Origin of the sequence: Leifsonia shinshuensis, from assembly GCF_013410375.1 — a bacterium.
Taxonomy (GTDB): Bacteria; Actinomycetota; Actinomycetes; order Actinomycetales; family Microbacteriaceae; genus Leifsonia; species Leifsonia shinshuensis.
On the sequence record NZ_JACCFL010000001.1, the window covers coordinates 4,405,204 to 4,418,190 of the forward strand.

The window sequence follows — 12,987 nt, forward strand, 5'->3', positions numbered from 1 at the left end:
CCATGCTCGACACGACGTTCACGACATGTAAGCAGCACGAATCTGCCGGGGAATGATCCTTCCCTCCCACAGACCCGGCCGGCACGGAACACTGGAGCCATGAATGATTCGGCGGAGCGCTCCGAGTTCGGCGCATTCCTCAAGGCATGCCGCGCGCGCCTTCGGCCAGAGGAGGTGGGGCTCCCCGAGGCGAGCGGCCATCGGCGCGTCGCCGGACTGCGGCGAGAGGAGGCGGCTGCGCTCGCGGCGATCAGCGTCGACTATTACACCAGGCTGGAGCAGGGGCGGGTCCCGCCCTCACGCGGTGTGCTGGGAGTCCTCGCCCGCGCCCTCCGAATGGACGAGGATCAGCGCGCTTACCTTTACGAGGTCGCGCACGCGGTCGACGCGGCACCCCGCCGACGCAGGGCGCGCCAGCCGGTCCGCCCGGCGCTGCGGCGGCTCCTCGAACAGCTTACGTGCACCCCCGCGCTCGTGCTGGGACGCCGCCTCGACGTACTGGATTGGAACCCGGCCGCCGCCGCGCTGTTCACCGACTTCAGCGTCATCCCGCCCTCGCAACGGAACTACCTGCGGATGCTGTTTCTGCACCCCGGCGTCCGTGACATGCACCGCGACTGGCACCATGACGCCCGCGACGCCGTTGCCGCTCTTCGCATGGAGGCGGCCGCCGAGCCGGAAGACCCTGAACTCGCCTCGCTCGTCGGCGAGCTCTCGCTGCGCGACGCGGACTTCCGCACCTGGTGGGCCGAGCGGCATGTGAGTTCTGCCTCCTACGGGACGAAGCACTACCGGCACCCCGTCGTCGGCGAGCTCACTCTCGACTGCGACACATGGTCGAGTCCGGACGGCAGCGGTCAGCGCCTCATGGTGCTGACGGCCGAGAGCGGCAGCCCCTCGAACGACGCGCTGCGCATCCTGGCGTCGTGGTCGGAGCCGGCCCGCGCGGAGAGCACGGCCGGGGAGGGCCGGGGGCGATGAGAGCATGGACGGACGCGGAACTCCGGCGATTCGACGCTGCCTCCTCGCTTCGGCTCTCGGCCGGGAGCGAGGGGGACGACTCGGTCGAACTGGGCATGGTCACCGTGGGTCAGGACCTCTTCATCCGGGCGTTCAGCGGGGTGCGTTCACGCTGGTTCCAGGCGGCCGTGGGCTCGGGCGTCGGCACCATCCAGGTCGACGGCAGGCTGATCTCCGTGCGGTTCCAGCCGTCAGCGGGCGATGACCGGCGTATCGAGGCGGCCTACCGTGAGCGCTACGGTGCGGCCGCCGCCCTCGTGGGCACGGCGGGAGCCCGCGCAGCAACACTTCTGATCACCGCCAACCCGGAACGCTGAGTCCTTCCATGCCGATTGAGACGACGCAGTCGAGCGCTCCCGGCCGCGTGGGCCGACACCGGCTCGTCGCCTGAACGGCTACGCAGCGACGAACCCGGACCACGCTCGACTACTCACGCCGCCGCTGCGCGCTGCCGCTCGCGGAAGGCGGATGCCTTGACCCGGTTGCCGCAGGTCTTCATCGAGCACCACTCGCGCCGATGACCGCGCGACCGGTCGAGGTAGACCTGCGTGCACTCGGGTCGTCCGCACTCACGCAGCAGTGCGGCCTCCTCTCCCCCGAGAATCGCGACCGCTTCGCGCGCGAGGCTGGCGAGGCCCTCATCGACCGTGCCGCTCCGTCGCAGGGTGCCGTCGCGCAGCTCCAGCCGCACGGGGAGTGCGGCCGACGCCGCGTTCAGGTGGGCGATCGCCTCGGCGGGGAGCGGTTGATGACGGATCGTCGCATCCACCAGCGAGTAGATGCTCTCGCGGACCTCGACCGCTCGCGCGAGCGCGGCGTCGTCGGCCGGCGGAGCGTCATCGAGCATCCCCGCCTCGACGAACCAGTCGCTCAAGGCGGCGGGGTTGTCGAGCTTCTCGGTGGGGCTCGGGTTTCGGCGTGCGCGGAGCGTGCCGACGAAGTCGAGCGGCAGCGTGCCGCAGGGGAACGCATGAGTCATGTAACCAGTCTAATGGGTTTGGCCCTTCGTGGACAACCTGTTTGACAGGTTATGTCTTCGTCTGCCAAGGTCATAACCATTCCAACCGGTTATTCAATCCAGGTCATGAAAGGACCGACCATGAGCGTCACCCGCTTCAGCCTCACCTCCGCCCTCGACCGCGACGCCGCGATGGACGTCCTCACGGACTTCTCCGACGCCCGCCCCGCCGCCTGGTCGAGCATCGACCACGACCACTTCCGGGTCCACATGCTCGGCGACAGCTGGGCGGAAGTCACCGAAGGCACTGCGCAGGCGTGGGAGCGCGCCCGGTACGAATGGGACCGTGCCCGCGGAACCGTCACCATCACCACGCACGATTCCAAGGTCTTCGGGCCCGGCGGGGGCTGGTTGTTCACCCTGACTCCGGACGCGGCCGGCACCCGGATCGACGTGGAGCTCACGCGCCGCCCCGAGAAGTTCGGCCAGAAGCTGCTGGCCGGTCTCCTGCCGATCGTCGGCCCGTCCACTCTCAAGAAGTCGTTCGCCGGCCCGCTCAAAGCGGTCTGACAACCCTCACCGGAAAGGACTCATCGTCATGACGAAGCTCCGAGCGACGTCGAGCCGTCCCGCTCGTCGGCTCCTCCACACCCTGATCGCCGCAGCAGCCGCGACGCTCAGCGCCGTCGCATTCGCCTCGCCCGCCTCGGCCACCACGGCACCCTCACCCGCGCCGCTGTACGTCACCACGGACGCCGGCCGCGTGCACGGGCTGGCCAACGGGAGCGTTCACGAGTTCCGAGGCATCCCGTACGCGGCGCCGCCGACCGGCGAGCTGCGCTGGCGGAGCCCGCAACCCGCCGCCCACTGGACGGGCACGCGGGAGACGACCGCCTACCCGCCCGTCTGCCCGCAGAACGCCCCGAGCCCCAATGGCAGCAGCGAGGACTGTCTGTACCTCAACGTGACCAGCCCCGCGGCCGCGAGCAGCGACAGCAAACCGCTGCCGGTGATCGTCTTCATCCACGGAGGCGGCTTCGCCATCGGCGAGGGGGCCGACTACGACGCCACGAAGCTCGCGGCGAAAGGCGCGGTCGTGGTGACCGTCGACTACCGCCTCGGCCTGCTCGGGTTCCTCGCCCACCCCGCGCTGGCAGAGCGCCCCGGCGGTCCCGCGGGCAACTACGGCCTGCAAGACCAGCAGGCGGCGCTCCGATGGGTCCAGAACAACATCCGCCAGTTCGGCGGCGACCCCCGCCATGTCGCGATCGACGGCCAGTCCGCCGGAGGGCTCTCGGTCCTCGCTCAACTCGCGTCGCCCTCCGCCGCCGGCCTGTTCCAGAGCGCGATCGTCGAGAGCGGCGCGTTCGCTCCTCAGCAGAAGACACTCGCCACCGCCGAGGCTGAGGGAACGACGGTCGCCTCCGCGCTCGGATGTGCCGACCAGAGCGCCGACTGCCTCCGGAATGTTCCACTCGCGGAGCTGCTGCGCAACGAACCGCTCTCGATCACGCCGGGTTACGTCGACGGCGCCGTGTTGAGGGAGCCTGTGCTGCAGGCGATCGCAACGGGACGCTTCAACCGGGTTCCCCTCCTCAACGGAGCCAACACCGAGGAGGAGCGCATCTTCACCGAGCTCGGCCTCAGTGTGACCAAGGGCGCGACCACCATTCTCCCGGGGCCGATCACGACGGAGACCTACCAGTCGACCATCGCGTCCAACTTCGGGGTGACCGCTGCCACTGCGGCCCGTATCGCGGCCGAATACCCGCTGTCCGCGTACGCCTCTCCGGCACTGGCGTTCAGCGCGCTCAACTCGGACGCGAACTTCTCCACGCCGGCGCTGGCCCTCGATGCCGCCGCATCGCTGCACGTGCCGACCTACGCGTACGACTTCAACGACAACAGCGCGCCCGAGCGGTTCGTGCCGCCCGCCCTCGGCTCGACCGCGACGCACCAGTCGGAGCTTCAGTACCTGTTCGACCTGCCCAACGCTCCGCTGCCCGGCTCCCTGTCCGCGGACCAGGAGCACCTGGCCGACACCATCCGATCCGCCTGGGTCCACTTCGCCGCAACGGGGAATCCGGCGACCGCCGGACAGGTCTGGCCGAAGTACGACGTCCTCCGTCACCGCGTGTTGTCGTTCCAGGCTCCCGACTCGAAAGTGGAGACCACGGTGGGCGCGCAGCACCACAGTCTCTTCTGGCTGAGCCTCACCGCAACCGTTCCTCAATGAGGCGAGGTGCCCGACCCGTCGCGACGGGTCGGGCACCTCGCCCGCGTTCGCTATCATGGGCTCGTGGAAATCGAGGTCGACAGAGCCTAGCCGCCGGAGGATCGGCGGCTGAGCGGATTGAACACCGGCACGGGGTTGATCATCGGATCCCCTGTCGCCGCAGCCGCCGCATCTCCACTTCGACACGCATTCCGCCCGCCATCCCCGGCCGGCCGTATGCCTTTCCCCTCGACTCATCCGTTCACCGTCGGAGATCTCGCACTGCGCATCCCGACGTCCCGGATCGGTCACGCCTCGACGCCCGGCACGCCGGGCAGATCGGACACGACCCATGCCCAACACCCACACCTCCGTCGTCGCCTTGCACGACGTCAGTTACAGCTGGCCGGACGGCTCGCCCGCCCTCCGCCACCTCAACGGCGCCTTCACCGGCGGACGGACCGGTTTGATCGGCGACAACGGCGCCGGCAAATCCACCCTCCTGAAGCTCATCGCCGGCGAGCTGACCCCCTCCTCGGGGCGTATCGACGTGAGCGGCGAGGTCGGGTACCTCCCGCAGACGATCACCCTGGACACAGACGCCTCTGTCGCCGACCTGCTCGGAATCGGTCGCATCATCGCCTCGCTCCGCGCGATCGAACAGGGCGACGTCGACCAGGCGCACTTCGACACCATCGGGGACGACTGGGATATCGAAGCGCGAGCCGGCCGGAGTCTGGAGTCCATCGGCTTCGGCGCCGCCGACCTGGGCACGCGGGTCGGAACGCTGTCGGGCGGCGAAGCCATGCTCATCGCCGTCACGGGACTCGCGCTCCGACGAACGCCGATAACGCTGCTCGACGAACCCACGAACAACCTGGACAGGAGAGCCCGCCGCGCCCTGGGCGACCTGATCGACGAATGGTCCGGCGCGCTCATCGTGGTCAGCCACGACCTCGAGCTCCTCGAGCGCATGGAGGTGACCGCCGAGTTGCACGCCGGCCGTCTCGAGACATTCGGCGGCCCCTACAGCGAATGGAAGGCGCAGCTCGAGCTCGACCAGCTGGCCGCCGCACAGGCCGCCCGGTCTGCACAGCAGGCGCTCAAGGTCGAGAAGCGGCAGCGGGTGGAGGCGGAGACGAAGCTCGCACGCCGTGAACGAACCGCGAAGAAGACCCAACAGGGCGGCGGCATACCGAAGATCCTGGCCGGCAACCGCGCCAGCAAGGCACAAGCCTCCGCCGGGGCGATGCGTGCGGGAATGGACGACAAGATCGCGGCAGCGCAGGCCGCGCTCGACGCGGCGGACGCGCGGGTGCGCGACGAGGCGCACATCCACGTGAACCTTCCCGACCCGAATGTGCCGGCCGGACGACGAATCGCGGAATTCCGCGACGGCACTCAGACGATCGTCGTACAAGGCCCGGAAAGAGTGGCCATCGTCGGCGACAACGGGGCCGGCAAGTCCACACTGCTGCGACGACTTCTCTCCGAAGACTCCGGATCGCCGCGGGACGGCGGCCCGGATGCGACGCTCCTGGTCGATCGAGCCGGCTACCTGCCGCAGCGGCTCGACCGGCTCGATGGGACGACGAGCGCCGTCGAGAACGTCCGTCAGGTTGCGCCGACGATGTCACCGGGAGACGTCCGCAACCAGCTTGCGCGGCTCCTGATCCGAGGCGCCGCAGCGGAGCGTCCCGTCTCCACGCTGTCCGGCGGCGAACGCTTCCGGGTTCAGCTGGCGACGCTGCTGCTCATGGATCCTCCGGCTCAGCTGCTCGTGCTCGACGAGCCGACGAACAATCTCGACATCGCCAGCGTCGAACAGCTGGCCGAGGCCCTCGACGCCTATCGAGGCGCGCTCGTGGTGGTGAGTCACGACGAGCGCTTCGTGGAACGGATCGGAGTGGACATGATCCTGGAGCTGCCCGGTGATGGCACGATCCGACGATCGAAATAACTGGTTTGACAGGTTATGGATGGATATGCCAAGCTCATAACCGTTCTAACCAGTTATGAAGGGATCCGATCGTGGAACTGAAACTCGAAATCGCCGTCATCCCCGTCTCGGACGTGGACCGCGCCAAAGGCTTCTACGAGCAAGCCGGCTTCCGTCTCGACGCCGACTTCTCGACCGACAAGGGCCTCCGCGTCGTCCAAGCCACTCCCCCAGGATCCGAGGCATCGATCATCTTCGGAGAGAAACTGACCAGCGCACTCCCCGGGTCGTCGTACGGCCTCCACCTCATCACCCGCGACCTCGCCGCCGCCCGCGACGAACTTCGCGAGAAAGGCATCGACGTCAGCCCCATCTGGCACGACGCCGACGGAATCTTCCACTACGAAGGCGACTACAACCGCGTCCCCGGCCCGCACCCCGCCAGCGACAGCTACGGAAGCTACGCCTCCTTCTCCGACCCCGACGGCAATACCTGGACCATCCAGCAGATCGTCACCCGCGCACCGGGCCGCTGATGGACACGCGCAGCGAAACCCGCGAGGTGGACCTCGTCGTCATCGGCGCCGGGCCCGTAGGCGAGAACGTCGCGGACCGAGCCGTCCAGGGCGGCCTTGAGACCGTTATCGTCGAACGGGAGCTGGTAGGCGGTGAATGCTCGTACTGGGCGTGCGAGCCCTCGAAGGCGCTGCTCCGCCCGGCGCACGTGCTCGAGCTCGCCAGCGCGACACCGGGGGTATCCGAAACGATCGCCGACCGCTTGGACCTCGAGGCGGTCTTGAAGCGACGGGACGAATCCACCAGCGACTGGTCGGACGCCTCCCAGGTGCGCTGGCTGGAGACGGCGGGGATCGCACTCCTCCGTGGGCACGGCCGGGTGACCGGTGAACGGACGGTGACCGTCGAGCGCCCGGACGGCAGAACCGTCGTGCTGCGCGCCCGCCACGCGGTCGCGGTGACGACAGGCTCGACGGCACGGATCCCCGACATCCCGGGACTCGCGGCATCCGAGCCGTGGACCAACCGTGAGGCGACGGCAGTCCGGACCCTTCCTCGCCACCTCGCGATCCTCGGCGGCGGAGTAGTCGCCACCGAGATGGCCACGGCCTATCGGTCGCTCGGCGCCGAGGTCACCGTGATCGCCCGCGGCGACCTGCTCGGAGGCATGGAGCCCTTCGCAGCGGAGGCGGTGAGGGAAGCCCTCCAGCACGCCGGCGCCACGGTTCTCCTGCACACCGATACGCAGAGTGTCGAGCACCAGGACGACGAGTACGTGATCCGCACCACCGCCGGAACCATCACCGCTGACCGACTGCTCGTCGCGACCGGTCGGGCGCCGGCGACCGGCGACCTCGGCCTGGAGAGCGTCGGACTCACTCCCGGCGACTGGCTGACCACCGACGACACTCTCCTGGTGCGCGGAACGAATTGGCTGTATGCCGTCGGCGACGTCAACAGGCGAGCACTGCTCACCCACCAGGGCAAGTACCAGGCCCGCGCTGCCGGCGATGCGATCGCCGCCCGCGCGACCGGAACGGCACTCGACGAAGGTCCGTGGGGCGCCCACGTCGCCACAGCCGACCACACCGCCGTCCCGCAGGTCGTGTTCACCTCACCCGAAGTCGCAGCCGTCGGCCGCACCGCCGATAGAGCGCGCGCGGCAGGGCTGAACGTCCGCGTGGTCGACTACGACCTCGGCTGGGTTGCCGGTGCGGCACTGTCACGGACCGGCTACCGCGGCCGCGGCCGCATGGTCGTCGACGACGACCGGCAGGTCATCGTCGGAGCGACCTTCGTCGGGCCCGATGTCGCCGAACTCGTTCAGACCGCGACCACCGCAATCGTCGGTGAAATCCCCCTGAGCCGACTGTGGCACGCCGTGCCCGCATTCCCTACCGTCTCCGAAATCTGGCTGCGGCTCCTCGAGACCTACGGCCGATCGGAAAGCAGCATCAGCACGACAGGAGCCTCGTCATGAACATCGTCGACCGCGTCTTCGGGCGCAAGTTGGACCTCCCCACCGAACGGCTGGACGGTGTCACGCGAGAGGACGGTGCTGCCGTCGCGCGCTACGAGCGCCTTGTCGCGTCGTCGTCGTCGAGAACCATCCAGCGGGTGCACGTGGAGGCATTCGAGAAGCTCACTCCCGCCCAGCTGGATCTGTTGTTCGAGCGCTTCACCGCGGAGGCGACCCCGGGCGGAGACGCCCCTGCCGACGCGCGGCCGAAAAGCCTGGCGAAGGCCGCCGCCCGGCTCGAAAAACGTCGCCCCGGTGCGATCCGGCGGATCCTCGCAAACTCGGATGATCCGCTGGTCGCAGCAGTGGTGGGCTATTCCATCTTGGACACCATTGCTGACATCGCGGTCACGTCGGCCCTGTGGGCGACGTTCGACGATGGGGCCGGGTTCGGCGGGTGGCTCGATGAAGGCGATTGGTGGTGACCAGCCCGCTGGTCTTCTGCGCCCGAGAGCACCGTGGTGCGCTGAATCCGATGCCGTCTGGTGGAAGGCGGACACGTCTACCAGCCGCCACTACGGCCGGTCTGGTGGTGTCGCCACATCGTGAAGACTCAACTGCAGAGGATGAGACGGGCGCCGTCGGCGAATAGGTCATCCCTGGTACGACCGTTGCCGACGAAGTAGTCGCTGATCGCCTGCGTGGCCACCGGCCAGCGCGACCGCACGTCCGCCTCTGTCGGCGGAGGCCCTTCGGGCGCCGGAGCCTGCTCCTCGAGGACCCAGCCGACCGTGTAACGCTCGGAGGTCAGAACGAGCAGCCGCGCCTGCTGGAGCTCGAATCCGTGCTGGACGAGCGTCGCCATCGCGAGTTCGGAGAAGTCGCCGCGCCGCAGCGACCGGGTCGCTCCCGAGACGATGCGGGCGCCGTCGCGATGTCGCAGCAGGGCGGCGCGGAGCCCGACCAGCGCGCCGAGGAACCACTCTCGGACGTCTTCGGCGCCGGGTTCCGGCACCCTCGAGATGGCATCGTCCATGATCGCGTCGGCGAGACCGTCGAGCAGCTCCGTCTTGTTCTTCACGTGCCAGTAGAGCGTCGGCGCCTGGACATCCAGCCGACGGGCGAGGTTGCGCAAGCTCAGACCGTCGAGGCCCTCGTCGTCGACCAGCTGGAGCGCCTCATCGAGGATGCGTTCGCGATTCACTGCCACGTCATACCTTGCCATCCCGCTCGAACAGTGTTAGACAAAGCATAGTTCTCTAACACTGTAAGAGAGGGTGGATCATGAAGGCCGCACTCATCGATCGGGTCGGAGCGATCCCGGAATACCGCGACCATCCCGAGCCGTCCGCGGGTGACGGCGAGGTCGTCGTCACGGTCGAAGCCGTCGCCGTGGAGAACGTCGACCGTGCGTTCGTCGCCGGCACGCACTACGCCGCCGCCGATTTCGTTGCTGCATTGCCCGCGATCCCGTGCTTCGACGGCGTCGGACGGCTCGCTGACGGCACGCTCGTCGGATTCGGGGGGCTGAAGCCGCCTGCGGGCGCACTCGCCGAGCGCGTGGTCGTGCCGGCCGGATACGCGATGCCGATCCCCCACGGGATCGCACCGGAGATCGCGGCCTCGCTCTCGTCGGCGATCACCGCAATGAGCATGCAGACCGCCGGCGGCCTGCAACCGGGAGAAACCGTCCTGATCCAGGGCGGCACCGGCGTCGCGGGCAGGCTCGCGATCCAGATCGCGCGACTGCTCGACGCTGGCCGCATCGTCGCGACGGGGCGGGATGCCGCCGCGCTCCGCGAGCTCGAGGACCTCGGCGCCGATGCCACCATCGACACAGCCATCGCGGACGACGACCTCGTGCAGGCCTTCTCCGAGCAGGCCGGCGCAGGATACGACGTCATCCTCGACTATTTGTGGGGACGTCCGACCGAATTACTCACCCGCGCGCTCATCCCGGCGAGCTTCACGCTCAGCAGGCCGACGCGCCTCGTCCAGATCGGCGAGGCAGCGGGGCGCAGCGGCAGCCACGATGGGCGCTGCGTATCAGCAGGTCGTGGACTGGGTCCGCGACGGGCGGCTGACGGTCGCCGTCGAGACGATGCCGCTCAGCCGCATCGCCGAGGCGTGGACCCGCACCGACCTCCGCGGCCGGCGACTTGTCATCATCCCCGACGGAATCGATAGGAGTACATCGTGAACCGACTCACCCACGCCCTCCACGAGGCCACGCACCGCGTCCCCGGCGTACCGGACCACTCGGCTCGCACCCACGGCCGCGCCCTGCAGCAGAAGCACCCGCGCGCGCAGGCGAGGGACCCGCGGCTGCAGAACCGGATCCGCCACCAGCACGGGGAGCCGCGCGTCCTCATCGCGTGGCAGAACCGCATCGCGCGGCTCTTCGGAGCGCGACGCGCCCGACGCGCCAACCTCCGTGAGGTTGAATGAGAGCATGCGCCCCTTCCTCGACAAGGCCCTGCCCGATGCGTGGCGCGCCGCGCAAGCCCTCTCCACGACGGTCGTGCAGGAGGTGGTCCGCGCGGGAGTGACCGAGCAGGAGGTCGAGCTCATCAAGGTGCGCGCTTCCCAGCTCAACGCCTGCGCCTTCTGCCTCGACCTCCACGCCCGCGAGGCGCGGCGCGCCGGCGTTCCCCAGCAGAAGCTCGACATGCTGGCCGCCTGGCGCGACTCGAGCATCTACGACGAGCGCGAACGTGCGATGCTGGCCATCGCCGAGGCAGCGACCGTCCTGCCGTTGACCGAGGACGCGCGTGCCGACCTGGCCGGGGCAAGGAACCTCCTGGGCGATGTCGAGTTCGCCGCGGCCGAATGGGTCGCGGTGACGATCAACGCCTTCAACCGGATCTCGATCCTCAGCGAGCACCCGGTCCGACCGCGGAAGCTGGGGGGCGCGTACTAGGGGCGACGCCCTCTAGTTGTACGGGGTCAGGACGTTGGTTGCAGTCGGCTGATCGGGGGGTTGCCTCCGAGGGCTGAGTGGCGTCGTCCAGTGTTGTAGTGCTCGAGCCAGGGGTCAAGTGCTGCGGTGCGGTCGTCGTTCGAGGTGAACGGTTGCCGGTAGGCCCATTCGGTTTGCAGGGTCCGGTTGAACCTCTCCACCTTGCCGTTCTGCCACGGGCAGTGCGGTTTGATGAACTTCTGCCGGATGCCGTGCGCGCCGCAGACGCCGCGCAGCGACCATCGGTAGGCCCAGGCGTTGTCGGTGATCAGCCGCTCGATGCGGGGGATGCCGTGCGCGGCGAAGTAGCCGATGGCGCGTTCGAGGAACGCGGCGCAGGTCGGGCCCTTCTCGTCGGGGAGGACCTCGGAGTATGCGAGCCGGGAGTGGTCGTCGACGACGGAGTGCACGTAGTCGTAGCCGACGACGGTCTGTTTCCGGGCGGCTGTGGAGCCCATCGCTCTGCCGTGCGCCTTCCACCCGCCGCCGTCGGGGATGCGACCGAGCTTCTTCACGTCCATGTGCACCAGCTCGCCGGGCTGCTCGCGTTCATAGCGGACCGCTGTGGTCTTCGACGCGCGGATCCGCTCCCCGGTCATCGGGTCCAGATCGACCAGACGAGGCAGCCCGGACCGGGCGATGATGCGCGACACCGTCCGCGCCGGCACCCCGGTGCGGGCCGCGACCTCGTCACGGCCGACTCGTTCCTTCTTCCGGATCGCGACCACCGCCGCGGCCCTGGCATCGGGGGTGCGGTTGGCGACGTGGTGAGGCCGCGAGGAGCGATCGTAGAGACCGGCTTCACCCTCGGCGCGGTAGCGGTCCAGCCACCGCTTCACGCAGCGTCGGGACACGCCCATTGCCGCGGCGATATGCGCCTGCTTCCACCCGGCACCGGCACGATGGACGATGAGCAGCCTGCCGTGCACGGTCAAGCGGGCATTACGGTGGGACACGAGAACCTCCGAGTTCGTGAAGACGTCAGACATCTCCACTAAGCCCGGAGGTTCTCCCCTTTCACAAGACCGGAAACGCCACCAACCTCATGGCCGGGTACATCTAGTACCTGGTCCCGATCGACCTGCACGAGCCTGCGTCGCGACAGCTGCCCGTATTCATCCGCGCGCCCGAACAGGGCCCGGTCGGTGCTGGACTGATTCGCTTGCTTCGCTGTAGTGTCCGGTCATCAGGCCGGACGAGAGGGGGCTGATCATGGCCGAGAACAGCCCGGAGAACGAATACCCCGACGAAGCCGGATACCCCGACGGACGCGGCTTCCTCAGCGAAGACCAGAGGGAGCTCGTCCGCGAAGTGGACAGTACGCATCAGCTGGGCATCGACTTCTACGTGGTAAACAACGCAGACACGCACACCTACGAAGCAATCAGCGGTGACACACTCATCGGCGGGATCACCTATGCAGAGCAGGGCGATGCGATCACGTTGCTTTCCACGAACGTGTTTCCGGAGTACCGGAATCAGGGCGTGGCGTCGGAGCTGATCAAGCGGGTCCTGGACGAACTCCGCAGCGACGGCCGGTACTACCTCGTGCAATGCCCGACCATCAGGGCCTACATCGAACGCCACCCGGAATACCGACCGGACTGAACCGACGCACGCCCCGACGGAAGGCAACCCGTGAACGACTCCCCGGAACTCGCATTCGACCTGCTCACAACGGAACTCCTGCAGGACCCCGATCACGATGTCTCGGCCACTGCGACAGGACTTCACACGCACGGCAAGCTGTTCGCCTACCTCGACCGCGGTCAGCTCTTCGTCGACCTGCCGACCACGCGAGCGGCCGACCTCATCGATCGCGGGGTGGCAACGGCCACGTCAGCAGCGCGCACTCAACCAACCGGAGTGTGGGTGCGGGTCGCGGAAGTCGAGGACTGGCCGGAGCTTGCGGCCGAGGCAC

Annotated in this window: 16 protein-coding genes; 13 read left to right on the top strand and 3 right to left on the bottom strand. The window is 68.5% G+C overall.

Annotated elements, in window-relative coordinates:
- The first annotated feature begins 99 nt into the window (after positions 1–99).
- Both HNR13_RS21180 and HNR13_RS21185 read left to right on the top strand, forming a co-directional pair.
- Positions 100–981, top strand: coding sequence for a helix-turn-helix transcriptional regulator (locus tag HNR13_RS21180; RefSeq protein WP_179608927.1), 882 nt, complete (start codon positions 100–102; stop codon positions 979–981).
- On the top strand, positions 978–1,337 hold the full coding sequence (locus tag HNR13_RS21185; protein WP_179608928.1) for a DUF2255 family protein: 360 nt from the start codon (positions 978–980) through the stop codon (positions 1,335–1,337). The genes HNR13_RS21180 and HNR13_RS21185 overlap by 4 nt, the downstream gene beginning before the upstream one ends.
- A 113-nt stretch (positions 1,338–1,450) precedes the next feature.
- Here HNR13_RS21185 and HNR13_RS21190 read toward each other — a convergent pair whose 3' ends face one another.
- The gene (locus HNR13_RS21190) at positions 1,451–1,999 is read right to left on the bottom strand and encodes a CGNR zinc finger domain-containing protein (protein WP_179608930.1); all 549 of its coding nucleotides are present in this window, start codon (positions 1,997–1,999) and stop codon (positions 1,451–1,453) included.
- 105 nt (positions 2,000–2,104) lie between these two features.
- Between HNR13_RS21190 and HNR13_RS21195 the strand changes: the two genes are divergently transcribed.
- The 6 genes from HNR13_RS21195 to HNR13_RS21220 all read left to right on the top strand — a co-directional run bounded on the left by HNR13_RS21195 (position 2,105) and on the right by HNR13_RS21220 (position 8,592).
- The gene (locus tag HNR13_RS21195; protein ID WP_246312829.1) at positions 2,105–2,548 is read left to right on the top strand and encodes an SRPBCC family protein; all 444 of its coding nucleotides are present in this window, start codon (positions 2,105–2,107) and stop codon (positions 2,546–2,548) included.
- 28 nt (positions 2,549–2,576) lie between these two features.
- Entirely contained in the window at positions 2,577–4,214 is a 1,638-nt protein-coding gene (locus tag HNR13_RS21200; protein ID WP_179608932.1) for a carboxylesterase/lipase family protein, read from the top strand.
- Positions 4,215–4,545: 331 nt separating this feature from the next.
- Complete coding sequence (locus HNR13_RS21205; RefSeq protein WP_179608933.1) at positions 4,546–6,153, top strand: ABC-F family ATP-binding cassette domain-containing protein; 1,608 nt, start codon at positions 4,546–4,548, stop codon at positions 6,151–6,153.
- Positions 6,154–6,224: 71 nt separating this feature from the next.
- Positions 6,225–6,668: a VOC family protein gene (locus HNR13_RS21210; protein WP_179608935.1), complete on the top strand. Its 444-nt coding sequence runs from the start codon at positions 6,225–6,227 to the stop codon at positions 6,666–6,668.
- A complete protein-coding gene (locus HNR13_RS21215) occupies positions 6,668–8,128 on the top strand; it encodes a dihydrolipoyl dehydrogenase family protein (RefSeq protein WP_179608939.1) in 1,461 nt (486 codons plus the stop codon). Before HNR13_RS21210 ends, HNR13_RS21215 begins: the two co-directional genes overlap by 1 nt.
- On the top strand, positions 8,125–8,592 hold the full coding sequence (locus HNR13_RS21220; RefSeq protein WP_179608943.1) for a hypothetical protein: 468 nt from the start codon (positions 8,125–8,127) through the stop codon (positions 8,590–8,592). The genes HNR13_RS21215 and HNR13_RS21220 overlap by 4 nt, the downstream gene beginning before the upstream one ends.
- A 128-nt stretch (positions 8,593–8,720) precedes the next feature.
- On the opposite strand, the gene HNR13_RS21225 is transcribed toward HNR13_RS21220, so the two are convergent.
- A complete protein-coding gene (locus tag HNR13_RS21225; protein ID WP_179608951.1) occupies positions 8,721–9,317 on the bottom strand; it encodes a TetR/AcrR family transcriptional regulator C-terminal domain-containing protein in 597 nt (198 codons plus the stop codon).
- 74 nt (positions 9,318–9,391) lie between these two features.
- Here HNR13_RS21225 and HNR13_RS21230 point away from each other — a divergent pair, with 74 nt between their 5' ends.
- From HNR13_RS21230 to HNR13_RS21240, 3 genes are read left to right on the top strand one after another with little or no spacing between them, the layout of a single operon-like run.
- Positions 9,392–10,294: a quinone oxidoreductase family protein gene (locus HNR13_RS21230; RefSeq protein ID WP_218881290.1), complete on the top strand. Its 903-nt coding sequence runs from the start codon at positions 9,392–9,394 to the stop codon at positions 10,292–10,294.
- Positions 10,295–10,303: 9 nt separating this feature from the next.
- Entirely contained in the window at positions 10,304–10,555 is a 252-nt protein-coding gene (locus HNR13_RS21235) for a hypothetical protein (protein ID WP_179608966.1), read from the top strand.
- 4 nt (positions 10,556–10,559) lie between these two features.
- Positions 10,560–11,027 carry a carboxymuconolactone decarboxylase family protein gene (locus tag HNR13_RS21240; protein WP_179608968.1) on the top strand — a complete coding sequence of 156 codons (468 nt, stop codon included), beginning with the start codon at positions 10,560–10,562 and terminating at the stop codon, positions 11,025–11,027.
- Positions 11,028–11,053: 26 nt separating this feature from the next.
- On the opposite strand, the gene HNR13_RS21245 is transcribed toward HNR13_RS21240, so the two are convergent.
- A complete protein-coding gene (locus HNR13_RS21245; RefSeq protein WP_101852925.1) occupies positions 11,054–12,022 on the bottom strand; it encodes an IS481 family transposase in 969 nt (322 codons plus the stop codon).
- Between the two features lie 256 nt (positions 12,023–12,278).
- On the opposite strand from HNR13_RS21245, the gene HNR13_RS21250 reads away from it, so the two are divergent.
- Positions 12,279–12,674 (top strand): GNAT family N-acetyltransferase, encoded by a 396-nt coding sequence (locus tag HNR13_RS21250; RefSeq protein ID WP_179608970.1) that lies wholly within the window; start codon positions 12,279–12,281, stop codon positions 12,672–12,674.
- Positions 12,675–12,704: 30 nt separating this feature from the next.
- On the top strand, positions 12,705–12,987 hold a 283-nt coding region (locus HNR13_RS21255), incomplete at its 3' end, for a hypothetical protein (protein WP_179608972.1).

Coding starts and splice junctions, on each gene's coding strand:
- HNR13_RS21180 (WP_179608927.1), top strand. CDS start 100: ATGAATGATTCGGCGGAGCGCTCCGAGTTCGGCGCATTCCTCAAGGCA.
- HNR13_RS21185 (WP_179608928.1), top strand. CDS start 978: ATGAGAGCATGGACGGACGCGGAACTCCGGCGATTCGACGCTGCCTCC.
- HNR13_RS21190 (WP_179608930.1), bottom strand. CDS start 1,999: ATGACTCATGCGTTCCCCTGCGGCACGCTGCCGCTCGACTTCGTCGGC.
- HNR13_RS21195 (WP_246312829.1), top strand. CDS start 2,105: ATGAAAGGACCGACCATGAGCGTCACCCGCTTCAGCCTCACCTCCGCC.
- HNR13_RS21200 (WP_179608932.1), top strand. CDS start 2,577: ATGACGAAGCTCCGAGCGACGTCGAGCCGTCCCGCTCGTCGGCTCCTC.
- HNR13_RS21205 (WP_179608933.1), top strand. CDS start 4,546: ATGCCCAACACCCACACCTCCGTCGTCGCCTTGCACGACGTCAGTTAC.
- HNR13_RS21215 (WP_179608939.1), top strand. CDS start 6,668: ATGGACACGCGCAGCGAAACCCGCGAGGTGGACCTCGTCGTCATCGGC.
- HNR13_RS21220 (WP_179608943.1), top strand. CDS start 8,125: ATGAACATCGTCGACCGCGTCTTCGGGCGCAAGTTGGACCTCCCCACC.
- HNR13_RS21230 (WP_218881290.1), top strand. CDS start 9,392: ATGAAGGCCGCACTCATCGATCGGGTCGGAGCGATCCCGGAATACCGC.
- HNR13_RS21240 (WP_179608968.1), top strand. CDS start 10,560: ATGCGCCCCTTCCTCGACAAGGCCCTGCCCGATGCGTGGCGCGCCGCG.
- HNR13_RS21250 (WP_179608970.1), top strand. CDS start 12,279: ATGGCCGAGAACAGCCCGGAGAACGAATACCCCGACGAAGCCGGATAC.